General features: G+C 64.9%; 22 protein-coding genes and 1 tRNA gene. 9 read left to right on the forward strand and 14 right to left on the reverse strand.

Annotated elements, in window-relative coordinates; genetic code table 11:
• Positions 1-42: 42 nt before the first annotated feature.
• Entirely contained in the window at positions 43-507 is a 465-nt protein-coding gene (locus GFY24_RS00090) for a GatB/YqeY domain-containing protein (RefSeq protein ID WP_153802902.1), read from the reverse strand.
• A 69-nt stretch (positions 508-576) separates the two neighbouring features.
• On the opposite strand from GFY24_RS00090, the gene GFY24_RS00095 reads away from it, so the two are divergent.
• The 3 genes from GFY24_RS00095 (at position 577) to GFY24_RS00105 (ending at position 2,851) form a co-directional block, all read left to right on the forward strand.
• A complete protein-coding gene (locus tag GFY24_RS00095; protein WP_153802903.1) occupies positions 577-1,539 on the forward strand; it encodes a metallophosphoesterase in 963 nt (320 codons plus the stop codon).
• 52 nt (positions 1,540-1,591) lie between these two features.
• Positions 1,592-2,689, forward strand: coding sequence for a hypothetical protein (locus GFY24_RS00100; protein ID WP_153802904.1), 1,098 nt, complete (start codon positions 1,592-1,594; stop codon positions 2,687-2,689).
• Between the two features lie 88 nt (positions 2,690-2,777).
• Positions 2,778-2,851, forward strand: a tRNA-Pro gene (locus GFY24_RS00105).
• Between the two features lie 66 nt (positions 2,852-2,917).
• Here GFY24_RS00105 and GFY24_RS00110 read toward each other — a convergent pair.
• From GFY24_RS00110 to GFY24_RS00125, 4 genes are all read right to left on the reverse strand, one after another.
• Entirely contained in the window at positions 2,918-4,153 is a 1,236-nt protein-coding gene (locus GFY24_RS00110) for a hypothetical protein (protein ID WP_153802905.1), read from the reverse strand.
• Positions 4,143-4,979: a Gfo/Idh/MocA family oxidoreductase gene (locus tag GFY24_RS00115; RefSeq protein ID WP_153802906.1), complete on the reverse strand. Its 837-nt coding sequence runs from the start codon at positions 4,977-4,979 to the stop codon at positions 4,143-4,145. Before GFY24_RS00115 ends, GFY24_RS00110 begins: the two co-directional genes overlap by 11 nt.
• Positions 4,976-5,836 carry a hypothetical protein gene (locus tag GFY24_RS00120; RefSeq protein WP_153802907.1) on the reverse strand — a complete coding sequence of 287 codons (861 nt, stop codon included), beginning with the start codon at positions 5,834-5,836 and terminating at the stop codon, positions 4,976-4,978. The genes GFY24_RS00115 and GFY24_RS00120 overlap by 4 nt, the downstream gene beginning before the upstream one ends.
• Positions 5,837-6,182: 346 nt before the next feature.
• On the reverse strand, positions 6,183-7,775 hold the full coding sequence (locus tag GFY24_RS00125; RefSeq protein WP_153802908.1) for a succinic semialdehyde dehydrogenase: 1,593 nt from the start codon (positions 7,773-7,775) through the stop codon (positions 6,183-6,185).
• A 128-nt stretch (positions 7,776-7,903) separates the two neighbouring features.
• Here GFY24_RS00125 and GFY24_RS00130 point away from each other — a divergent pair, with 128 nt between their 5' ends.
• Positions 7,904-8,725 carry a crotonase/enoyl-CoA hydratase family protein gene (locus tag GFY24_RS00130; RefSeq protein WP_153802909.1) on the forward strand — a complete coding sequence of 274 codons (822 nt, stop codon included), beginning with the start codon at positions 7,904-7,906 and terminating at the stop codon, positions 8,723-8,725.
• Between the two features lie 88 nt (positions 8,726-8,813).
• Here the strand turns inward: GFY24_RS00130 and GFY24_RS00135 are convergent, their stop codons facing one another.
• The 9 genes from GFY24_RS00135 to GFY24_RS00175 form a co-directional block, all read right to left on the reverse strand.
• Positions 8,814-10,595 carry an ABC transporter ATP-binding protein gene (locus GFY24_RS00135; protein ID WP_153802910.1) on the reverse strand — a complete coding sequence of 594 codons (1,782 nt, stop codon included), beginning with the start codon at positions 10,593-10,595 and terminating at the stop codon, positions 8,814-8,816.
• 186 nt (positions 10,596-10,781) lie between these two features.
• Positions 10,782-11,552: an SDR family oxidoreductase gene (locus GFY24_RS00140; protein ID WP_153802911.1), complete on the reverse strand. Its 771-nt coding sequence runs from the start codon at positions 11,550-11,552 to the stop codon at positions 10,782-10,784.
• Entirely contained in the window at positions 11,549-12,259 is a 711-nt protein-coding gene (locus tag GFY24_RS00145) for an acetoacetate decarboxylase family protein (RefSeq protein ID WP_153802912.1), read from the reverse strand. The genes GFY24_RS00140 and GFY24_RS00145 overlap by 4 nt, the downstream gene beginning before the upstream one ends.
• Positions 12,260-12,328: 69 nt before the next feature.
• Positions 12,329-13,933 carry an acyl-CoA synthetase gene (locus GFY24_RS00150; protein ID WP_153802913.1) on the reverse strand — a complete coding sequence of 535 codons (1,605 nt, stop codon included), beginning with the start codon at positions 13,931-13,933 and terminating at the stop codon, positions 12,329-12,331.
• 13 nt (positions 13,934-13,946) lie between these two features.
• On the reverse strand, positions 13,947-15,188 hold the full coding sequence (locus GFY24_RS00155) for a hypothetical protein (protein ID WP_309230231.1): 1,242 nt from the start codon (positions 15,186-15,188) through the stop codon (positions 13,947-13,949).
• Positions 15,185-15,733, reverse strand: coding sequence for a nuclear transport factor 2 family protein (locus GFY24_RS00160; RefSeq protein WP_153803434.1), 549 nt, complete (start codon positions 15,731-15,733; stop codon positions 15,185-15,187). The genes GFY24_RS00155 and GFY24_RS00160 overlap by 4 nt, the downstream gene beginning before the upstream one ends.
• A 10-nt stretch (positions 15,734-15,743) precedes the next feature.
• Positions 15,744-15,935 carry a ferredoxin gene (locus tag GFY24_RS00165; RefSeq protein ID WP_153802914.1) on the reverse strand — a complete coding sequence of 64 codons (192 nt, stop codon included), beginning with the start codon at positions 15,933-15,935 and terminating at the stop codon, positions 15,744-15,746.
• A 3-nt stretch (positions 15,936-15,938) separates the two neighbouring features.
• On the reverse strand, positions 15,939-16,724 hold the full coding sequence (locus GFY24_RS00170; protein ID WP_153802915.1) for an SDR family oxidoreductase: 786 nt from the start codon (positions 16,722-16,724) through the stop codon (positions 15,939-15,941).
• Complete coding sequence (locus GFY24_RS00175; protein ID WP_194852699.1) at positions 16,724-17,938, reverse strand: cytochrome P450; 1,215 nt, start codon at positions 17,936-17,938, stop codon at positions 16,724-16,726. The genes GFY24_RS00170 and GFY24_RS00175 overlap by 1 nt, the downstream gene beginning before the upstream one ends.
• Before the next feature lie 158 nt (positions 17,939-18,096).
• Between GFY24_RS00175 and GFY24_RS00180 the strand changes: the two genes are divergently transcribed.
• From GFY24_RS00180 to GFY24_RS00200, 5 genes are read left to right on the forward strand one after another with little or no spacing between them, the layout of a single operon-like run.
• Positions 18,097-19,557, forward strand: a complete 1,461-nt coding sequence (locus tag GFY24_RS00180) for an aldehyde dehydrogenase (RefSeq protein WP_153803436.1) — start codon at positions 18,097-18,099, stop codon at positions 19,555-19,557.
• An 11-nt stretch (positions 19,558-19,568) separates the two neighbouring features.
• Positions 19,569-20,441 carry an NAD(P)-dependent oxidoreductase gene (locus GFY24_RS00185; protein WP_153802916.1) on the forward strand — a complete coding sequence of 291 codons (873 nt, stop codon included), beginning with the start codon at positions 19,569-19,571 and terminating at the stop codon, positions 20,439-20,441.
• Positions 20,442-20,443: 2 nt separating this feature from the next.
• Positions 20,444-20,800, forward strand: a complete 357-nt coding sequence (locus GFY24_RS00190) for a carboxymuconolactone decarboxylase family protein (protein ID WP_153803437.1) — start codon at positions 20,444-20,446, stop codon at positions 20,798-20,800.
• A 31-nt stretch (positions 20,801-20,831) separates the two neighbouring features.
• The gene (locus GFY24_RS00195) at positions 20,832-22,304 is read left to right on the forward strand and encodes an FAD-dependent oxidoreductase (protein WP_153802917.1); all 1,473 of its coding nucleotides are present in this window, start codon (positions 20,832-20,834) and stop codon (positions 22,302-22,304) included.
• Positions 22,305-22,319: 15 nt separating this feature from the next.
• On the forward strand, positions 22,320-23,180 hold the full coding sequence (locus GFY24_RS00200) for an LLM class F420-dependent oxidoreductase (protein ID WP_153802918.1): 861 nt from the start codon (positions 22,320-22,322) through the stop codon (positions 23,178-23,180).
• Positions 23,181-23,190 lie beyond the last annotated feature (10 nt).

The following is a 23,190-nucleotide window of genomic DNA, read 5'->3' on the forward strand; positions in this document are numbered from 1 at the left end:
CACCGGTGTCGGTGCGGGGCCACGAAACCTGGTGCGCAGCGCTCAGAGCCGCGCTTTGACCGCCGCCGACACGCGGGTGCCGTCGGCACGCCCGGCCGCCAGGGCGGTGGCGATCTTCATGACCTGACCCATCTGCCGCATGCCCGGGCGCTCCCCCAGCTGCTCGGCGACATCGGCAATGGCGGTGTCGGCGATATCGGCCACCTCGGCGTCGGTGAGCGGGGTCGGCAGGTATTCGTCGATGATCTGCTCTTCGGCGCGCTCGGTGGCGGCGAGTTCTCCGCGCCCGGCCTGTTCGTAGACGACGGCGGCCTCGTTGCGCTTCTTCGCTTCCTTGGACAGGACGGCGATGACCTCGGCGTCGCTGAGTTCCTTGGCCTGGGTGCCGGCGACCTCGGCGGTCTGCACGGCGGCGAGCAGCATGCGCACCGTATTGAGGCGCAGCGTGTCCTTGGCCTTCATTGCGGTGGTGAGATCCGCGCGCAGCTTCGATTTGAGTTCCGACATGGCCGCCACGGTACCGCCCATCACCCGCGAGGCTCGACGCATTTTCAACGGGTCGCCTATTCTGGGCAAATGCCCGTAATCTCGACCGCCACCCTTCGCCGTACCGCTCTGGGAGCCGCGGGGGCCGCCGTCGCCGGAGTCGGATACGCCACGCTGATCGAGCGCAATGCCTTCACCCTGCGTGAGGCAACACTGCCGGTGCTGGCCCCGGGTAAACCCTCGCTACGTGTCTTGCACATCTCCGACCTGCACATGATGCCCGGTCAGCAGTTGAAGCAGGCGTGGCTGCGGGAGCTGGATCGCCTGGAACCGGATCTGGTGGTGAACACCGGTGACAATCTCTCGCATATGAAGTCGGTGCCCGCGGTGGTGCAGGCGCTGGGCGGGTTGCTGGCGCGTCCCGGCATTTTCGTGTTCGGGTCGAACGACTATTTCGCGCCGGTGCCGAAGAATCCGCTGAAGTACTTCAAGAAGGATCACAAGCGGGTTTTCGGTGATCCGCTGCCGTGGCAGGATCTGCGGGCCGCGTTCACCGAGCGGGGCTGGCTGGATCTGACGCATGTGCGCCGCGATATCGAGGTCGCCGGGGTGAAGATCTCGACCGCGGGCGTGGATGACCCGCATCTGCAGCGGGATCGCTACGACACCGTGGCGGGTGCGCCGAATCCGCTGGCGGACTTGAGTATCGGGCTCACGCATTCGCCGGAGCCGCGGGTGCTGGATCGTTTCGCGGGTGACGGTTACGACCTGATCATGGCGGGGCATACCCATGGCGGGCAGCTGTGTATCCCGGGTTTCGGTGCGCTGGTTACCAATTGCGGTATCGACCGGGCGCGGGTGAAGGGTCCCTCGCAGTGGGGCGCGCACACCAAACTGCATGTCTCGGCCGGGCTGGGTACTTCGCCGTGGGCGCCGTACCGGTTCTGCTGTCGTCCGGAGGCCACGCTGGTGACGCTCGTCGGCGCGCCGCCGAAGCAGCCGGTCGCCGAATCGGGTCGCGGGCGCACCACTTCGGAGGCTGTCGCGCGATAGGCGTCCGCCGCGATATACAACGCGGTATGTAGTCGTCAGTCAGGGGTGTGCCGTGGCCAGTGGTAATGAACCGAACGAGGATCCGACGACCCGAGGTCCGGATCCGGACTGGTGGCAGGGGGTGCCGAGCCAGGATTCGCCCTGGCAGTCGGCGGCGGCGCATCCGCAGCAGCCCGCACCGAATTACGGTGTGGGGCAGTCGGATCCGACGATTCACCAGGGATATCCGCAGCCGACCACGCCGTTCCCGGCGGGGCAGCCCTATCCGGGGCAGCCGTATCAGAGTGCGCCCAATCAGCCGTATCAGCAGTCCCCGTACCAGTCCGGCCCTACGCCGTATCAGACGCCGCCGCCCGGCTACGGTCCACCGCCCGGTTACGGCCCCCAGCCACCGTCCGGCGGCGGTAATCGCAAGGGCTGGTTGTTCGCCGGTATCGGCGTGCTCGTCCTCGCGATCATCGGCGTGGTCGTCACCGTCGTCCTGGTGAACCGCGGCTCGAATGAGCCTTCGGCACACTCGAATACGACGCCGTCGCTCATCAGCGCCCTCACCACCACCCCGTCGGGTTCGCAGCCCACCACCTCCCCCAAGACCGCCACGTCGACGAAGGTGTCCACCCCGGCCGCCGTCATCCCCGGCTATCAGGTGGTGACGATCCCGGATAACGGTGCGGCATATGACATTCCGAAGGAGTGGAGGCTGGATCGCACCGGCCAGAGCAGTTTCGACGGCGGCGGCGATTCGGTCCCCATCGCGGGCCTGGCGCAGGACGGCCTCGACTATTGCCCGAATTACGTGCGCACCAACGTCTTTCTGAGCCAGTCCAACGAGACGGACCCCGCCAAGGCGGCCACCGATATCTCCACCCGCATGGCCAAGATCGGCTGGTCCACCGCCACCGGCTCCACCCCCGGCGCGACCGAAACCTTCGCCAATACCAACGGCCAACTACAGGGCATCTACCAGGAAACCAAGGGCAACGCCCCGCCCCCGTCCGTCGGTTGCGCCACCACCTTCTCGATCTACACCTTCGCCTTCCCCGGCGACAACGGCGCCTTCGTCTTCACCATCGCCGCCGACACCGGCGTAACCGGTTCCGTAGACCCCGGCCTGGCCAAGAAAATCCTGGCCAGCATCCGCCCCCTCTAGCCCCGGAAATTCCCCCCATTTACCCCGCCTGACCACCCGATTTACCATCAACGCCACCCATCGGTTAAGCTACTCCACGTTCACATCACGGGGTGTGGCGCAGCTTGGTAGCGCGCTTCGTTCGGGACGAAGAGGTCGCAGGTTCAAATCCTGTCACCCCGACGTGTTGGTTGAGACACAAGAAAGGCCCTGACTTCGGTCGGGGCCTTTCTGCTGTCTGAAACCTGCTCAGTGAGTGGAATCGAGGGCTGCGGCGAGTCGGTGCCAGGAACCGGGGCGAAACCGCTCCAGAGTCTCCAGAACGGCCAGCAGGGCGGGCGGGAACCAGCGCTCCGGCGGAGAGCTCTGCAGGACCTTCAGGATGGCCTCCACGCTCAGCTGAGTGGCGATCAGCTCTTCGGCCTCGAACTTGTCCCTGCCGCGGAATCTGGTGTCCTCCAGCCGCTCTGCGGGCAGGCTCGTCTCCGCGTAGCCGATCAGTTCCAAGCCACCGGAACGCGAGACCTGATCACCGGGCAGGGAACCCTCATCTATACCGACCACGAAGTATTGAATCTTGGTCAGCGAAATGCCGAGTTCTTCCCGGGCGCCGCGCGCTGCGGTGAGAAAAGGATCGATCGTGTCGTCCGCCGTGAAATCGTCCGATGAGAATGACTCGTGTATCGAGGTCGCCCATACGCCGGTGTTCTCGGCAATACCGGTCCCCCGCTTCTGCACAAGCGTCCAAGGCCGCCCCATGCGGTCATATGCGACCAAGCAGAGATTTATTCCAGCACCCGGATGCAAAAATGGGGAAAAGCCATCCGACAGCGTTATGATGCTGCGCCGCAGATCATGCAGTGAGGGAATATCCGTCGGCCAGTCCATGGCGATATGTTCTTCGATCGAGCGCGCGAGGGCCCCGCGGCAGAGGACGCGTACAAAGTAGGATGTCTTCTTGAGATCGACGACCACGGTGGGGCGTTCGCGAATATTCTCCCAACTCCGCCGGACCATGGGTTGGCCCACCGCCAGATAGCAATCCCCATCAAAAAGAACCTGGCTTCCCCGATAGCTACGCATACGTTCGGCCATATGGTTCTTCGCCCGCTGCAGTGTGGCAGGAAGTTCAAGGTTCCCGGTTACGTTCAAAACGAGGTCCTGTGGCTGATACAGCGTCGGCCCGTCGATAACCTTGAAAGGAAATTTTTGTCCGGCGAATACCAGATACTCCCCAACTTCGACCGGACTTCTCGCTCTGATTATCGCCCGGCGTACCGCCGGCCAGATAACACCCAGGAATGCGCCGAGAGCTGCGAAGAAAACATTCGTAGCCAAGAGGTTTCCACCCGAGCGGCCCAGAATCCAGTACGCGGTAATGAAAACCAACACGATGCCGAAGAGTATTGCCAGAATCCGCAGATAGTTGACGGGGAACCGCAGCCAGCGCGGAACGAATCTGCTGCCGCTGATGCTACCGGCCATCGAGCAGCACCCGCAGAACTCGGATCTCACCGGCCACATCGGCCGATGCCGATGTGGATTCGACAATGTCCAACTGGTTCTTCAGGGCGAGCATGCGGCCGATATCGCCACCCGATGACAGGTCCACCTCAATACGTCCTTTCATATCATCGACCACCGCGGTCGAAATGGACCCACCCTCTGTCCACCGACTTTTTAAGACGACGTGGATGCCGTCGATTAATCCACTGACCGTGCACAAGCGTTCCGAGTGACAGGATACGAGTCCATCCGTCGGCGATTTCGGAAATACACGATTCAGCACGAAATCGAGATCGTGAACCATCAACTCCAGGCACGGTTCCGCGGGGTATCCAAGCCGACTCTCCGGGCGCCCACGATCGAATTTCAGGCGCTGTACCCCACCGGCACGCACAGTCGCGCAAATGCGCGCGCGAGCCGCTGCCACAACCGGGTTGAAGCGCTCGGAATATCCGACGAAAACCCTTTCGCGCTCCGACCGCGACAGCCGCTCCAGCGCCGACACCTCCGCAGCACATGAAACTATCGGCTTCTCCACTATTACCCGGCAATTCAAGCCCAACAACAGCGAAAGAATAGACATATGACTGACCGGGGGTGTGGCGATTACAGCGAGTCGCAGCGGCCGTTTCCATTTCAATATGGAATCTATTTGCTTGGATAGCGCCATACGGTAGTCTGCACCGACTTCCATGATTGATTCACGGGTGTCGAAGGTGAACACTGTCTGCGATTTTCTGGATTCTTCGATGCATTCGAGGTGCAGTGCTCCGCGGCGGCCGAGTCCGACAATCAAGTAGTTCACCTGGCGCCTCCACTGGAGTCGGATAGAACGCGCGCGTACAGCGATTCAGTAACGGGTAGCGATGCTCCCACAGTTCGAGCGCGTGTCAATATTCGACCCCATACCCACTCGATTTCCTCTACAGCAGTACGGCCGCGCTCCCGCCGGATCTTCACACCCAATGCAGGATTCCGACCCTGCCGCCAGTTCCGCAGAATACCGCGCAGATTATCCATCGCGACCGGATCGTCCGGAATATCGGCGACCCGACGCGAGGCTTGAATCAACCCTATTGAATCAAACCCCGGAGTGGGACCGATTTCAACATCTAAAGATTTCATCAAACCCGTGAATTCAACTATCTGCAGTGCTTCGCGGAAAACCACATCCGGGTTCGATATCAGCTGCGATTCGCCACAGTCCGACAGGCCGTACTGAAGCGTAAGTGGGATATTCACCAGGCACTTCGAGTACGCGGCCGTCCTGCAGTCGCCAACAATTTCACAAGCGAGACCGGAATTTTGTGCACACTTCGAGAAATATTCGACATAAGCACTACTCGGACCCACAATATAACCCGACGTCCGCGGCGAATACACCAGGCGATCATCGATATTCCCGACCGCGCACGTAACACTGATTGAACCGATGCTGCGGCCTGGAATATCATAGGCACCCGGCCAGAACCCGTTCGCCGACACCAGGACGCAAGGTGGTCGAATCTCGGCTATCTCACAATCAATAATGGTGTTACGGGCTACCCAGGGTGGCTGGGCGATTATGAGGGCCTCATACTCACGTGACTTCAAGGTGTGCGCGGTCCTGGCGTCGGGATCCCCCGGCATCACTATTTCAACCGGATCCGGAATGTTCTCCACGCTGAACGGAGATCGCCGCGGTGGGGGTTCCCATCTCTGCCCGGTTATCCAGTCTGTGGTTCCCTCGCCGTGCGCCAAGGTGGCGACAATCAGCGCGGCAACCGGCCCACCGCCGACAACCAGGGTCTTCGTCGATGGTCTGTGAAGGTCCCGAAGCATTCGTCTCACCGGCCATCCGTCGCTGGTGTCGCTGCGCCGAATCGTACCGCGCCACAACGGAGTACATGGAGAAATGGCGGCGGCTTCGGTGGTGGGGCCGGCCGGTGTGCCGAGCGGTCGTGAATGCACAACGATCCCCAGCCGAGTAGGGCTGGGGATCGTTGGCGTGCAAGCTATTTCAGGGTGCTCAGCCCAGGTGGAGCTTCTTCATGAGGCGCAGGGTCATGAGCGTCGACTTGAGTTGCTTCTCGTAGGGCATGCCCGAGCGAGCGGCCAGGATCTGCTTCTTCTGCACGCCGACATTGATGGTGTCGGTGTACTTCAGGATGCCTGCGGCGCCGTGGCGGGTGCCGACGCCGGAGCTCTTGACGCCGCCGGAGGGGGTGCCTTTGGCGGCGTAGGTGGTGACGAAGCCGTCGTTGATGTTGATGGCGCCGGCTTCGATCTTGTCGGCGATGCGGCCGGCGCGGGCGAAGTCGCCGGCCCAGACGCTGGCGTTGAGGCCGTAGTCGGTGTCGTTGGCGAGGCGGATGGCCTCTTCGTCGGTGCCGAACTTGTAGATGGAGACGACGGGGCCGAAGGTCTCCTTGGTGGCGTGTTCCATGTCCGTGGTGACGCCGGTGAGGACGGTGGGCTCGTAGAAGGCGGGGCCGATGTCGGGGCGGGGCTTGCCGCCGGTGAGGACAGTCGCGCCCTTCTCGCGGGCCTCGTCGACGTGGGCGGCGACGCGCTTCATGTGGTCGACCGAGACGAGTGAGCCCATTTCGGGGTCGAAGTCGTAGGTTGCTCCGGCCTTGCCGCCCAATTCCTCTGCGGCGGCGACGAATCGGCGCACGAACTCGTCGTAGATGCGCTCCTGTACGTAGATGCGCTCGATGTGCATGCACGCCTGGCCGGTATTGCCGAAGACGGCGAAGCTGGCGCTGGGGATGCATTCGTCGAGGTTGACGTCGTCCAGGACGATCATCGGGTTCTTGCCGCCGAGTTCGAGCGAGCAGCCGATGAGGTTGCGGCCGGCCTGCTCACCGATGGTGCGGCCGGTGTTGGTGGAGCCGGTGAACATGACGAAGTCGACATTGTCGATGAGCGTCGGGCCGACATCCGGACCGACACCACACACGACCTGGACGAGTCCGCGCGGCAGGCCCGCCTTGTGCAGCAGTTCGATGCCGAACAGGGTGCACAGCGCGGTCTTGTTGTCCGGCTTCAACACCAGACCGTTGCCCGCCATCAGCGCCGGGGTGGAGTCGGACATCGAAATGGCGAAGGGGAAGTTCCACGGTGCGATGACCGCGACGACACCCTTGGGCCGGTGCTCCTCGGTGGAGCTGGTGATGACCGGCATCGGCCCGCTGCGCTTCTTGGAGCGCAGCGTCTTCTCCGCGGTCTTGAGGTAGTGCGCGATGACCATCGGTGTGTCGCAGGCTTCTTCGATGGCCATGCGACGAGCCTTACCGCAACCGATCTGGATCAGGTCGGCAATGGTCTCGATCTCGGTGAGGATGAGCTCATGCGCACGCTCGAAGACCTCGAGGCGCTGCTTGAGCGGTCGGGCGGCCCACTCGACCTGGGCGGCGCGGGCGATCTCGACGGCTTTCAGGACGTCTTCGGGCGAGGACTGCGGCAGCTGGCCGACCACGTCGCCGGTGTAGACCTCGATCATTTCGCAGGGTTCGCGGGTCTCGCCCGCCTTGCCCGCGGTCACCATGCCGGTGAGCCGGTTGATCAAGGATTCCGTAACCCGGGGCGGCAGCTTGCTCTGCGTACTCGTTGCACTCATGGCGTCGTCTCTCCCATACCTTGCCGCCCGTGACGGCGGTCACCATGATCCAAACTAGAACACGTTATTGTTCAAGACAACGGCGCGGGGTAGTTTCGTCCCGGAATCTGCGGAAAGAAAGGTCGGCGATGACGACAGCAACTGCTGAAACAAGTAGCAATACCGAGCCTCATGCTCTCGTGGAGAAGCGTGGCGGCACGCTGATCGTCACCATGAACCGCCCGAACGCCAAGAACGCGTTGACCGGCGAGATGCTGAGCATCATGACCGAGGCGTGGGAGCGGGTGAACAGCGATCCCGAGATCCGCTCGTGCATCCTCACCGGTGCGGGTGGCGCGTTCTGCGCGGGCGCGGACCTCAAGGCCATGTCCAAGCGTAACCCGAGTGACGGTATGACCGAGGGCAGCGCCTTCGATCCGACCCGGATGCCGGGTCTGCTCAAGGGTTTCCGGCTCATCAAGCCGCTCATCGCGGCCGTCGAGGGCCCGGCCATCGCGGGCGGTACCGAGATCCTGCAGGGCACCGATATCCGTGTCGCCGGTGAGAGCGCCAAATTCGGTGTCTCCGAGGCGAAGTGGAGCCTGTTCCCGATGGGCGGTTCGGCCGTGCGGCTGCCCCGCCAGATCCCGTACACCGTCGCCGCGGAGCTGCTGCTGACCGGTCGGCACATTACCGCCGCCGAGGCGCTGAAGTTCGGCCTGATCGGCCATGTGGTGCCGGACGGGACCGCGCTGGACAAGGCGCTGGAGATCGCCGAGCTGATCAATAACAATGGGCCGCTCGCGGTTCAGGCGATTCTGAAGGTCATGCGCGATACCGAGGGCATGCACGAGGACGAGGCGTGGAAGATCGATGCGAAGGTCGGCCTGCCGGTCTTCCGCAGCGAGGACGCGAAAGAGGGCCCGCGCGCGTTCGCGGAGAAGCGCAAGCCGAACTTCCGGGGCAAGTAGTCCCCACGTCATCCCGGCATGCTTTTGGCCGGGATCCACACCGGTGCAGTGGATCCCGGCCAAGAAGCGCGCCGGGATGACGGAGGGCTCAGCCCGCGATCAATTCGTCGCCGAGGAAGCCACCCGATTGATGCCGCCACAGCTGCGCGTACGTTCCTTCCGCGCGCAGTAGCTGCTCATGGGTGCCGGACTCGACGATCCGCCCGTGATCAAGTACCACCAGCCGGTCCATACCGGCGACGGTGCTCAGCCGGTGTGCGACCACCAGCGCCGTACGCCCCGCCATCAACTCCCAGAGTGCTTGCTGCACAAGCTTTTCGCTCTCGGAGTCGAGGGCGCTGGTGGCTTCGTCCAGCAATAGGATGGGCGCGTCCCGCAGTATGGCGCGGGCGAGCGCGACTCGTTGCCGTTGTCCGCCGGAGAGTTTCACGCCGCGCTCACCGAGCAGCGTTTCCATGCCCTGCGGTAGTGCGTCGGCGAATTCGGTGACGTGTGCGGCCTTGGCGGCGCGCTGGATCTCCTCGTCGGTGGCCTCGGGCCGGGCGAAGCGAATGTTCTCCCGCAGGGTGCGGTGGAACATGGCCGGATCCTGTGGCACATAGGCGAGCAGACTGCGTAGATCGCTCTGCTTCAGCTTCGAAATATCCTGTCCGCCGATGCGTATCACGCCTTCGTCGACATCCATCAGGCGTAGCAGCAGCTGGGTGAGGGTGGTCTTACCGCCGCCGGAACGCCCGACGAGCCCGAGTTTGGACCCGCTCGGCACGTGCAGATCCAATCCGGTGAACAGTGGTGCGGCTCCCCCGTGCGCGAAGTGCACCCGGTCGAATCGCACATCGGATCCCTTGGGCTGCAACGCTTCCGGTTCCGCCACATCCACCACGGTGGGCTCCTTCAGCAGCAGTTCGGTGAATTGTGCCGCCTCGGTGAGCGTGCTCTCCAAGCGCCGATAGATCTGGTTGAACCGGAACATGATCCCGGTGGCGTTCCAGTAGTAGGTGAATGCCACCATGATCGCGGTGACCGAGGCGTGCCCGCCACCGAGTCCGAGCACGATGAGCAGTCCGGCGACATTGGTGACGGCGACCAGCGGTGTCACCACGGTGTCGATCCGCAGGTTGGCATAGTCCCAGGAGCGCAAGGACTTTCGCCGCTGATCGATGACCCGTCGCCGATGCTCGGCGGCCTCCTGCCGTTCGGCGGCGAAGGCCCGCACCACCTGCATATTGGCCAGACTGTCTGCCACATGCCCGGAGACCAGCGCGATAGCGGCCTCGCGCTCGTCGACGAGCGCCTGCCGCCGCTGGATCAGCGGGGTGATGATCAAGGCGGTGAACAGGATCAGCCCGATGAGCGCGACCACCAGCATGGGGTCGTACCGCCACAGCACCACCGCCGCGAAGCCGAGTGGCACCACGGCGGCGAAGATCTCGAAGGCGAAGGTGTCGACGAACTGTTCGAAACGGCTCGCGAAGCTCAGCGATCGTTTGGTGAGCGATCCGGCGAAGTTGTTGTGGAAGAACGCCGCGTCCTTGGCCAGCAGTTCGTCCATGGCGATGATGTACAGGCTCTCGATACCGTAGGCATCGAGCCGGTTGAGGCAGTGGATTCCGATGCGCCACAGCACTTCCGAGAGCAGGATCACGCCCGCGAAGGCCACGACCAGCGGTCCGAGCGTGGACACCCCGGAGTCCCCGCTGGCGGCGACCCGCCCGATGAGCACCGCGACCAACAGTGGCGCGATGTAGTTCTGGCAGATGGTGCCGAGGGCGGGCCCCAGCATGCCACCCAGCGTCAATAGTTTGCGCCGAGCCAATTCTCGTCCGTAGTAACGAAGTACGAGCTGCAACGCGGGTGCGCGTGAACTCATCCGTCCCCTCCCTCGAATGGTGTCCGAGCAGAAGGGCTCATTTTCTCGCGCGCACGGCATCCGGGCCAGCGATTATTCGCCGGCCGATTGCCGGTGAAGGGGTGGGGCTGGGCAATCGCAGAGCCCCGATTGCCCAGCGCCCGATGCGGTCACCGGTCGGAGCACGAGCCGGTTTCCGCGCGACGGTTAATCCGTCGGCTTGATCATGCGTGCCACTATCCGGCGCGAGACGCCGGGCAGGAATCGCCGCATGAGGTAGGCGAGGCGGGCCTCGCCGGGGAAGACGAACAGCGGAGTCTTCGACTTGGACAGCGCCTTTTCGAGCGCGTCGACAACATCTTCGGGGCTCATCCCGCCCGCGCCGCCGAGTACCGATTCGTTCTCTTCGCGCACCTTGTCCAGGAAGGCGGTCTCAACCATGGGCGGGCAGAGTCCGAGCAGTCGGACGCCGCTGCCCTGCAGTTCGTACGCGAGGCTGTCGATGAATCCGACGACCGCGAACTTGGATGCCGAGTATCCGGCCATACCGGGTGAGGGCAGCCAGCCCGCTACGGAGGCGAACAGCACCACGGTGCCGGTGCCCGCCTGTTTCATGGCCGGAATGACTGCCTGGCACAGGTTGATGGTGCCGATGTAATTGACATCCATCATCTTCTTGATCTGCGCCACATCATGATTCAGCGCGGAGGCGTGCACGTGGCACATGCCGGCGGCGTGCACCAGCCGGTCGATGGTGCCGAGTTCGCCGCGTACCTTCTCCACGACCGCGCGCACCTGCTCGGGGTCGGAGACATCGCAGGTGTAGGTGGTCATATTGGGCGAGCGCTGGGCGGTCTCGGCGAGCCCGCCGGGATTGAGGTCGACGGCGGCGACCCTCCAGCCGGCGGCGGCGAGCCGCATTGCGACGATTCGGCCCATGCCGCTGGCGGCTCCGGTGACGAGTGCGATCTGGGTCATCGGATCTCCTTGGTCTGCAGGACGCTGGTGGCGTCTTCGAAAGTCATTGCGAGCGAGCCGATCCGGCTGGCGAACAGCGCGCGTCTGGGCAGGCCGAGGGCGCGCAGTTGCTCCGAGATGGGATGGTCGCCCAGTTCGACGCGCACCCCGCCCGGCATGCCGCGGACCCGGCTGGGATTCATCACCCACGGGGTACGCCGGAGCACACCGTTCTTGGAGGTGTACGCATCGATGGATGTCCCGCCCGCTCCGCTCGGCATGGGCACACCATCGAGCACCCGCAGCGCGATGACGAGCTGCTCATCCACCCGTACTTCACAGCGTTGTCCGCCACGCACCGGCGTGATATCGATATCGGCCATCAACTTGGGGAATCCCCAAATCGATTGCCCCGCTTCGAGAGTGAAGCTTTGATTCACCGGCAGCCAGTGGATATAGGCCCCCGTGCTGTCCTTGCGCCCCGGCTGTTTCGCCATGAGCGAGAATGCGAATTCGTGATACGGCCCGAGATCCCCGTCGACGTATCGCACGAAGGCGAGCGAGAGAATCGCCCGGCCGAGTACGGTGACCGGTTCCAGCCCGGCCGGTGCGAGCAGTTCGCGCGCGGCCGCGGTATCCGCGAAGAAGAGCGCGGAGCTCGCATCGGCATGCCTGATCTCGACCGGCATACGAACTTGTTCACCGAGCACGGTGTGCGCCTCTGCCATGCCAGAATTAGAACAGGTTCCTGTGACGTTCGCCATTGATTCAGCCAAGGTATCCCGAAGAACGGACGGTTATCGCACCTCGTGATCGGGTGCGGCGGCGGCCGCCCGGGCTGCGGCCCAGCGGTAGTCGGGTTTGCCACTGGGCGTACGCGCGACGGTATCCACCACCCAGATCCGGCGGGGCAGTTTGTATCCGGCCAGGTGCGCCCGCACATGGCGTTCGAGGTCGGGGAAATCCACGCCGGCGACACTCGAGACCACAGCGCCGACCAACTGCCCCCAACGCTCGTGCGGAATCCCGATGACCACCGCGTCGTACACGCTCTCATGCGCCTTGACCACGGCCTCGACCTCTTCGGGAAAGACCTTCTCGCCCCCGGTATTGATCACCATGTTCCCGCGCCCGATGAGCGTGACGGCCCCGTCCGCCTCGACCCGCGCCCGGTCATCGGTTATGACCATGCGCCGCCCGTCGACGGTGCGGAACAGCCTGTCGGTCTTGACCGGATCCTTGTAGTAGCCGATCGGCACATTGCCGGTCTTGGCCAGCCAGCCCTCCGAGCCCGGCGCGACCGGATGCCCGTCATCGTCGACCACCACCACACCGCGCCCGGTATTGACCCGCGGCCCGCGCCCCGGGTCGTCATCCCGCTGCGCGAAACCGATTCCGCCGAAACCGGTTTCGGATGATCCGATAGATTCGGTGACCAGGGTGCCCGGAAACAGTTCCAGCAGTTCGTTCTTCACCGACTGGGTGAGCTGTGCCGCGCCGGAGCCGATGGAGAGAACCGAGGAGGCGTCGACGGGGGCCGCCCGGTAGGCGTCGATGAGCGGCCGGGCCAGGGCATCACCGGTAATGACCAGGACATTCGGCCGTTCCCGTGCCACGGTCCGCCAGACGCGCGCCGGATCGAAGCGGGGTTCGAACAGGACGGTGTTCCCGGACCACAGCGCCACGAAGGTCGGCATCATGGCGGCGGCATGGATCAGCGGCGGCAGTATGAACCAGCGCATGGGCCGTTCCTGGGCCGCACCCGCCCGGGACTGCTGATATTCGTCGGCGACCGGTTCGCCGGTATAGAAGTCGATGCCACCGCCGAGTACCCGCCACATATCCTCCTGCCGCCACATGACGCCCTTGGGCAGTCCGGTGGTGCCGCCGGTGTACATGATGAACAGGTCATCGGCACTGCGCTCGGCGAATTCCCGGGCAGGAGAACAATTCTCGAGTGCCCACTCGAAGGGCGTCGAGCGCGTGGGGAGATCCCCGCCCCGATCGTCCTCGACCACCAGACTGTGCCGCAGCTTGGGCAGCTGCCCCCGCACCGCCTCGAGCAGCGGCGCGTAACACCGATGGTGCACAACCATTTCCAGGTCGGCGTTGTCGTAGACGTACCGCAGTTCCTCGGCCTGATACCGATAGTTGATATTGACGGGAACCGCGCGAATCTTGAAGCAGCCCAGCAGGGTTTCCAGGGTTTCGATGCCGTTGTGCAGGTGGAAACCGATATGCGTGCCCGGCCGGGCCCCGGCATTGGCGAGGTGGTGCGCCAGCCGATTGGCCCGCGCGTCGAGTTCGGCGAAGGTGCGCCGCCGCTCGCCCTCGATGACTGCGAGCCGGTCGGGTACGGCGTCGGCGGCGTGTTCGTAGAGGTCGGCGAAGTTGCGGGCCATGGGCTTTCGCTTTCTACAGAATGGTGAGCGGGAGGCCAGGGGTCCGGTCCGCGAAGGAGAACGCGGCCCCGGTGCTGAATCGGGTGATGGCGACCTCGGACGATTCCCGGAAAGGCTCGGGGGCCAAGCCGATTTCGACGGCCAGCGCTTCGCTGGAAGCGGACCGCGGACTCACGTCGAATCTCGGATTCACCCCGCGCACAAGCGCATTCAACGCTTCCAGATGGGAGGCATCGATCAGTGCCGCCCAAGCTCCGTCGGCTACTGCACCGCAGTCCCGTTCGAGCCGCAGTTCCACCGTTTGATTGCCCTCCGATACCGAACAGCCCACGTACGCCGCGGGATTCAATGCCGGATGCAACCGCAGCACCTGCGCCAGGGCCGCCGTGCCATCCCCAAGGCCGAGCGCATTGCGTAGCCGTTCGGAGGTCAGCCCCGCGATGCCGGTGAACTGTTTGCGCACGATATCCAGCGCCGCAGCCGAATCCGAGCGTTCGGCGACGGCCCGCCGGAATCCGAGCGTCAGCAGATGCTGTTGCAGACACACCTCGTCGGCGATCCGGATCAGCGCCGATCGCGAGAAATCCCCGAACCGCAGATCGTTCACCAGCGGACCCGAATAGTCGTGCTGCCCGCCCTCTTCGGTAGCGATGGCCCCCAATTCCACTGTCGCCGCGTGGGTTCCAGCCAGCGCATCGGCATCGGCGGCCGGTTCGGGTGGCGGCACCGTCCGATCGATGGTCACCGTCCACGCGCACACCGGCGTCCGCCCCGCGGGCACCCGAGGCGGTCGATGCACCGGCCGTACCCGCGCATACGGATTCGTCGCCAGCGCCGTCGCATCGAAGGTGGGGTCTTCGATGTGATGGCACATGCCGACCACGTACTCCTCCCCCATCGGCTCCACATCGGCGAGCGCGCCGCAGTGGTCGAGGTGGAATTCGCCGTGGTCGTGATCGTGTACGCGATATCGGAAGTCCATGAACTGGGGTGGCGCACCGATATCGAGCTGGAAGCCCTTGAATATGGCGTCCACGCCGTCCCCGGTGATACCGAGCGCCGAGCGCATGCGCCGGGTGTAAACCGGGCTGGCCCAACGCCATTCGTCGATGGCCACTCCGGTCATGCCCGCGCGCCCGAAAGCGCCTATGGCATGGGCCATTCCGGAGCGGTCGATGAGATGCCCGCACAGCAGCAGCTCGGGCACCAGGATGGCCAGCTCGGCCCGGGACAGCGCATCGTATCGACTGTTCACCACAGTGCGGCCGGTCCCTGCCCGACCGGATACCAGCCTTTCAGCGGCTCCCCCGATACCGATCGCTCGATCCGTTTCCGCATCCCCGCCGAGAGCGCGCCATCGGAGATCATTTCCACGAAAAGCGCTGTGACATTGCCGAAGTCGAAGAAGTCCCGCTGCCACGACCATTGGAAATCGCCCGCGTACCGGAACCAGCTGCCGCCGATCCCCTCCGGACTGTACGGTCGCCCGTCGGCCCGGCTCTTCTCATTGATCTGTTTCCAGAAGCCGATGACGCTGCCGCTGCGTTCGTCGACCACGAATTCCTGATACGGATACGTCCAGCCTTCGAGTCCGAACATCTCCTGGCCGAGCGCGATATCGCGGATCTCATCGCGTCCGACGGCCATGAATTCCTGGGTGGGCCCGTAGTTCCAGCCGTAGCTGGCGTCCGGGGTGTAGAAGTCGGCCAGGGGTTTCCAGTCGCCGAGCGCTTCGCAGCGCTGGTTCTCCCGCACCCAGCGGGTGATCATGTCGTCGATTTCGTCGCGGGACCAGGCCATGGTGGTTCCTTTATTCGTCACGGAGCGAGAGCGCCTGGGTGGGGCAGTAGCGCACGGCCGCGCGGGCCGCATCCAGCTCGTCGCCGGGGTCGGCGCGGAGTATTTCGACCTGTCCCTGTTTGGGAACGAGGAAAAGCGCGGGAGCTTCGTCCTGGCAGACGGCATGCCCCTGGCAGAGGTCGAGATCGACGACGAGCCGCAAGATTCACTCTCCCGATGTGGTCAGGGGCGCTTCGGGTTGCACCTCGACGAGGACCAGATGCGCACCGCGTCGCATGGAAACAACGGCGACGATCGCGGCCGCGATATCGGATGCCTTCAAGAAGTGCGGGTGCCGGGCGAACCCCCACTTCACCCACTCCTCGAGCATCGGCCCGACCACCTCGGGCGCGGCGGTCATCCCCATCCCGGTGAGCGTCTGCCCCGGCCGCACAATGGAGGAGCGCACCCCGGTGCCCTCCAACTCCATCCGCAGTTGCCGCGCAAGGGCTTCCACGCCCATCTTCGCGCCGTTGTACGCGCCCACCCCCGGCCGTGGCCGATCGGCACAGTCCGACCCGATGACGACGAAATCCCCGCGCCGCCGCTCGATCATCCCGGGAATCACCCGGTGCGCGAGCCGCTGCGCACCCACCAGATGCACCCGGACCTGCGCCTCGAACACCTCCGGATCCATCTGCCAGCTCGGCGCGAACTCGATATCCCCCGCCCCGGACACCACGATTTCCATTGGCCCGAGCGCCTTTTCGGCCGCCGTCACGAATTCGTCGACCGAGCCGGTATCGGTGACATCGAGGCGACCGGCGAACGCCTCGCCCCCGTCGGCCCGGATCTTCTCGGCGAGCGTCTCGCAGATCTCCACCCGCCGTGCGCCCAGCGCCACCGGATATCCGAGTTCGGCCAATGCGACGGCTGTGGCGGCCCCGATGCCCGAGGACGCCCCGGCGATCAGCACCGGCCGCCGCTCCGGATGTGGTGCGAACCGCGGCATTACCGAACCTCCACTGTCACAGGCAGTTTCGCGAAACCCCGGACATTCACCGAATGCACGCGCTCACTGCCGGGTTCCAAGTTGTAGGACCGCACGCGATCGGTGAACTCCCGCAATACGATTCCGGCCTCCAGTCGCGCCAGATGCGCGCCGAGGCAGAAGTGCACGCCGCGGCCGAAGCTGATCAGCCCGCTCTTGTCGGCGCGTTCGATGTCATAGCGGTCGGGATCGTGGAAGACCGTCGTATCGCGATTGGCGGAGCCGATGAGCAGCAGCACCTTCGAACCCTGCGGAATCGTCTGCCCGTAGTACTCCAGGTCGACCGCGGCGGTGCGCGCCAGGATCTGAGTGGACGCGTCGTAGCGCAGCGTCTCCTCCACCCAGTCGCCGACCAGATCGGGCTGCGCGGCGACCTTGGCGTACTGCTCGGGATTCACCCCGGCCCAGTACAGGGCATTGCCGAGCAGTTTTGTGGTCGTCTCGTTCCCGGCGACCACCATGAGGAACATGAACCCGATGATCTCGGCATCGGTGAGCCGATCCCCGTCGGCCTCGGCATCGAGCAGGGCCGAGGTCAGATCGTCGGTACGCCGCTGATGCCGGGCCGCGACCATCTCGTTGTAGTACTCGAACAGCCGCACCGCCGCCTCCATGGCGGGCACCGGCACATCCAGCACACCCTGTTCGCGATGCACTAAAAGGTCTGCCAGCCTGCGTAATTCGGTGCGATCGGCCGCGGGTACGCCGAGCAGTTCGGAGATGACGTCCATGGGCAGCTTGCCCGCCACCTCGTCGATCCAGTCGAAACTGCGCGCGGCCAAGGCCGGTTCGAGATGCCGCAGCGTGATCTCGCGAATCCGGTCGCCCATCTCGTTGACCCGGCGCGGGGTGAAGCCCTGATACACCAGCTTGCGCAGGCGCAGATGCCGCGGATCATCCATGGCCAGGAAGGACATGGTGTTGTGCGCGTGCGGTCCCCAGGCGGCCGGGTCCAGCGAGACGCCATTGGCACTGGAGAGCTTCACATTGTCGCGGAATCCGGCGGCCACATCCGCGTGCCGGGACAGGGCCCAGAAATCCGGCCCGGGGTGGTGATAGATCGGCGCTTCTGCGCGCAGTCGCTGGTACACGGGGTACGGATCCTCGTGCATGGCGTAGTCGTACGGGTCGAACAGCAGCGGCTCGAGCGAGGGGGCAGACAACTGGCTGGACATGTGTCTGCACGTTACTGGCGCGGCGGCGAGCTGACAACGAATTCGGAAATTCGCCATGGGAAAGAGTCTCTCAAACTGAAACATGTTCTTGCGCGTTTCCGAGCTCCGAACTTATAGTCCGTACACGTGTCCGGACACCATGGGAGCCACCGTTGAGCCTGAGCAATCTCATACCGGACAGCGGTTCCCAATTGCTGATCGGCGGCAAGCTGATGGCCGGCCGAGGGAACCCTTTCAGCAACATCAACCCCGCGACCGGCGAGCAAATCGGCTACGCGGCGAACGCCGACGAAACAGATATGGACGCGGCCGTCACCGCAGCGCGCACCGCCTTCGACAGCACCGACTGGTCACGCGATCCGGCATTCCGCGCGCGGTGCCTGCGCCAACTCCGCGACGCCCTGCGCGACCACATCGAAGACCTTCGCGAAATCACCATCGCCGAGGTGGGCGCGCCCCGCATGCTCACCGGCGGACCCCAACTCGAAGGCCCCGTCGGCGATCTCGGCTACTTCGCCGACCTGGCCGAAAGCTATGACTGGGAAACGGATCTCGGTATCGCCTCCCCGATGGGTATCAAGAGCAGCCGGCGACTCCGGCGCGAACCCATCGGCGTGGTCGGCGCGATCACCCCGTGGAACTTCCCGCACCAGATCAATTTCGCCAAGCTCGGCCCGGCGCTGGCGGCGGGCACCACGGTGGTGCTCAAGCCCGCCCCCGACACCCCCTGGTGCGCTGCGGCGGTCGGCCGGATCATTGCCGAGGAGACCGATATTCCGGCCGGCGTGGTCAATATCGTCACCTCCGATGACCACGGCTTGGGCGCGCGGTTGGTCACCGATCCGCGAGTGGACATGATCTCGTTCACCGGATCGACCCGGACCGGTCGTGCCGTAATGGCCGCTGCCGCGGAGTCTCTGAAGAAGGTCTTCCTGGAGCTCGGCGGCAAATCGGCGTTCATCGTGCTCGATGACGCGGACCTGAAGGCAGCGGTGAGCTATGCGGCGTTCGGCGTCACCGTGCATGCGGGACAGGGCTGTGCGATCAGCACTCGGCTGCTGGTACCGCGCGAAAAGTACGACGAGGCAGCCGAGATCGCGAAGCGCACACTGGGCGGCATCAAGGCGGGTGACCCCGACAAGCCCGGAACCGTTTGCGGCCCACTGATTTCCGAACAGCAGCGGGCGCGCGTGGAACGCTATCTCGACAGCGCCCGCGCCGAGGGCGGCACCGTCATCGGCGGCAACCGTCCCGACCTGCCCGGCTATTTCATCGAACCCACTCTTATTGCGGGCCTGCCGAATTCGTCGACCGTCGCGCAGGAGGAGATCTTCGGCCCGGTGCTGACGCTCATCGCGCATGACGGCGATGATGACGCGGTCCGCCTGGCCAACGACTCCCCCTATGGACTCTCCGGCTCGGTGTGGGGCACCGACCCCGAACGCATTCGCACCGTCGTCAATGGCGTGCGCACCGGCACCCTGAGCGTGAACGGTGGCGTCTGGTACTCCGCCGACGCGCCCTTCGGCGGCTATAAGCAATCCGGCATCGGACGGGAAATGGGCATTGCCGGATTCGAGGAGTACCTCGAGACCAAACTCATTGCGACCGGATGCTGAAGGAGCACGTCATGAGTGAGACAGTCGGTTTCATCGGCCTGGGCAATATGGGCGCACCCATGGCCGAGCGCCTGCTCGAATGGCCGGGCGGGCTGGTGGTTTGCGATATGCGACCGGATGCGTTGACGCCCTTCACCGAGGGCGGCGCGAAGGCGGCGGCCACGGCGGCCGAGGTCGCGGAACAGTCCGATGTGGTCTCGGTGGTCGTACTCGATGACGCACAGGTGCGCTCGGTCGTCTCCGGGCCCGACGGCATTCTCCAGACCGCGAAGCCGGGCACCGTCATAGCCGTGCACTCCACCATCGCCGATACCACGGCGATCGAACTGGCGGCCGAATGTGCCGAGCGCGGAGTCGAATTCGTGGACGCCCCCATCAGCGGCGGCGCACCGGCCGCGCACAAGGGCGCGCTGGCGGTCATGGTCGGCGGTAGCGAGGCGGCCTTCGATACCGTCCGCGCCCCGTTCGCCAGCTTCGCCTCGCTCATCGTGCACGCGGGCGAGGTCGGTGCGGGCACCCGAATGAAGCTGGCGCGCAACCTACTTCACTTCATCTCCTTCACCGCCGCTGCCGAGGCACAGCGCCTGGCCGAGGCCGCCGGACTGGATATCACCGAACTCGGCAAGGTGGTCCGGCACTCCGACTCGTATACCGGCGGACCCGGGGCGATCATGTTGCGTGACAGCACTTCTCCGGTGGCCGAGGGCGATTTCTGGCTGCCGATTCTCACCCATGTCCGCGATCTCGGCGAGAAGGATCTCGCGCTCGCCCTGGACCTGGGCCGCAGGCTCGGCGTCGAACTGCCCCTCGCCGATCAAGCGCTCGGCGGGCTCGGCGACGGACTCGGGGTAGGACGCGGACCGATCGCAAAGGAGCAGTGGTGACCATGACCGATGAACGCCGGCAGCGCGGGTTGAAGAAGATGAGCGAGGTGTACGGCTGGGAATTCCAGGACGGTCCGGGCACCCACTTCGGCGTCACGGCCGATCATCTCTTCGCCGATATCTGGTCGCGCCCAGGGCTTTCCATCCGCGACCGGCGGATGCTGCTGCTGGGCGCGGTCACGGCGCAGGGCCTGTTCGATATCGCCGAGATCCAGGTCGGCGCCGCGTTGCGCAATGAAGAACTCGACGAGGAGCAGTTGCACGAGATCGCACTGTTCCTGTGTCACTACGTGGGCTGGCCCGCGGGCACGACTCTTGACGGCATTGTGGGTAAAGCCGTCAAGCAGAACAAGAAGTAATCCCCTTCCACCAGTTAGGAATTCGAGAACCATGGCCGATACCGCAACCGTCCGACCGCTCCGCTCCGGTGAGGTGACCTCCTGGGATCTGCAGGCCGATGTGGTCGTCGTCGGATACGGCATTGCCGGGGTGTGCGCCGCCATCGAGGCGGCGAATACCGGAGCCGATGTGCTGGTGCTGGAACGCACCGGCGGCTGGGGTGGCGCGGCCGCCCTGTCCGGTGGATTCATCTACCTCGGAGGCGGTACGGCCCTGCAGCGCAAGCTCGGCTTCGAGGACACCCCCGAACATATGGAGGCGTTCCTCACCGCCGCCCTCGGCCCCGGCGTGGACAAGGCCAAGATCCACGACTACTGCCAGGGCAGCGTCGAACACTTCGACTGGCTGGTCGCCAATGGCGTGCCGTTCAAGGAGGAGTTCTGGGGTGAGCCCGGCTATGAGCCGCCCGCCGACCAGGGCCTGATGTACTCCGGCGGCGAGAACTCCGCACCGTTCAATGCCACCATTCCGCCGGCCCCGCGCGGACATCTGCCGCAGATGACCGAGAAGAAGCTGGGTGAGAAGGGCGGCGGCTACATGCTGATGAAGCCGCTCGTCGAACAGGCCGAACAGCTCGGTGTCCGAAAGGAATACGACGTCCGCCTGCAGCGCCTGGTGGTCGACGAGAACGATCGCGTCGTCGGCGTCGTCGCCAAGCGCTACGGCAAGGAGGTGCTGGTGCGCGCCGAACGCGGCGTGGTGCTCGCCACCGGCAGCTTCGCCTACAACCATCAGATGGTGGAGCAGTACGCGCCCAAGATCTACGGGCGGCCCGCCGCGACCGTCGAAGAGCATGACGGCATCGGTATCCGGGTGGCACAGGCACTGGGCGCGGATGTGGCGCATATGGATGCCACCGAGGTCGCGCTGGTCGCGGACCCGCAGGTGGTGGTGCGCGGCATTCTGGTGAACGGGCGCGGCCAGCGGTTCATCACCGAGGACACCTATCCGGGGCGGATGGGTCAGGCGGTGCTGCAGGATCAGGAGAACAAGGCGTACCTGATCATCGACGAGCAGGCCATCGAGGCGGCCTTCGAAACGATCTCCTCCATGTCCATGCTGCGGATCGCACCGACCTGGGTGGCCGAGACCGTCGAGGAGCTGGAGAGCGATATGGGGCTCCCCGCAGATACTTTGAAGGCCACCATCGACCTGTACAACAAGCATGCCGAGAACGGCGAAGACCCGTTCCTGCACAAGAAGCCGGAGTGGGTGAAGCCGATCGGCAGCCCGCTGGGCGCGTACGACCTGCGCGGGTACACCGGCGGATTCACCCTCGGCGGACTGCGCACCGATCTGGATTCGCGGGTGCTGCATGTCTCCGGCGAACCCATCGCGGGACTGTACGCGGCGGGCCGGGTGAGCTCGGGTATCTGTGCGGGCGGGTACGCGTCGGGCTGCTCGCTCGGTGACGGCAGCTTCTTCGGACGGCGCGCGGGTGTATCCGCCGCCAAGGGAAACTGAGAGGGCTTGCCGCATATGCGATTCGGAATCGTCCAATTTACCAGCGACCGCGGCATCCGTCCCGCCGTCGCCGCGAAAGCCGCTGAGGAGCAAGGCTTTCAGTCGTTCTTCGTGCCGGAGCACACGCATATCCCGATCAAGCGGGAGGCGGCGCATCCCGGCACCGGTACCGCCGAACTGCCCGATGACCGGTACACCCGGACATTGGATCCGTGGGTGACGCTCGGGACCATCGCTGCGGTCACCTCGAAGATCGAATTGTCCACCGCGGTGGCGCTGCCCACCGAGAGTGATCCGATCACCCTCGCCAAGACCATCGCGACCCTGGATCATCTCTCCGGTGGCCGCGTGACGCTGGGTGCCGGATTCGGTTGGAACACAGACGAACTCAGCGATCACGGGGTGCCAGGCAATAAACGGCGGACGGTGCTGCGCGAGTACATCGAGGCCATGCGGGCGCTGTGGACGCAGGAAGAAGCCAGCTACTCCGGCGACTTCGTCTCCTTCGGGCCGAGTTGGGCGTGGCCCAAACCGGTGCAGGCGCATGTGCCGCTGCTGATCGGCGCGGGCGGCACCGAGAAGACCTTCAAATGGATCGCGCGCTCGGGTGACGGGTGGATCACCACACCCACCGAGACCGATGTCTCCGCCGCCACCGCACTGCTCATGAAGTGCTGGGCCGAGGCCGGGCGCGAGGGTGCGCCGCGCGTGGTGGCGCTGGACTTCAAGCCCGATGCGGACAAGCTGGCACGGTGGGCCGAGGCCGGTGTCACCGATGTGCTCTACGGCATGCCGGACAAGCCGGAGGCCGATGTGCTCGCGTATCTGGAGCGGTTGGCGGGCAAACTGGAGCCGCTCGGCCTGGTCCGCTGCTAGCGGTTCCGTC

It is taken from the genome of Nocardia sp. SYP-A9097, assembly GCF_009649815.1.
Lineage (GTDB): Bacteria > Actinomycetota > Actinomycetes > Mycobacteriales > Mycobacteriaceae > Nocardia.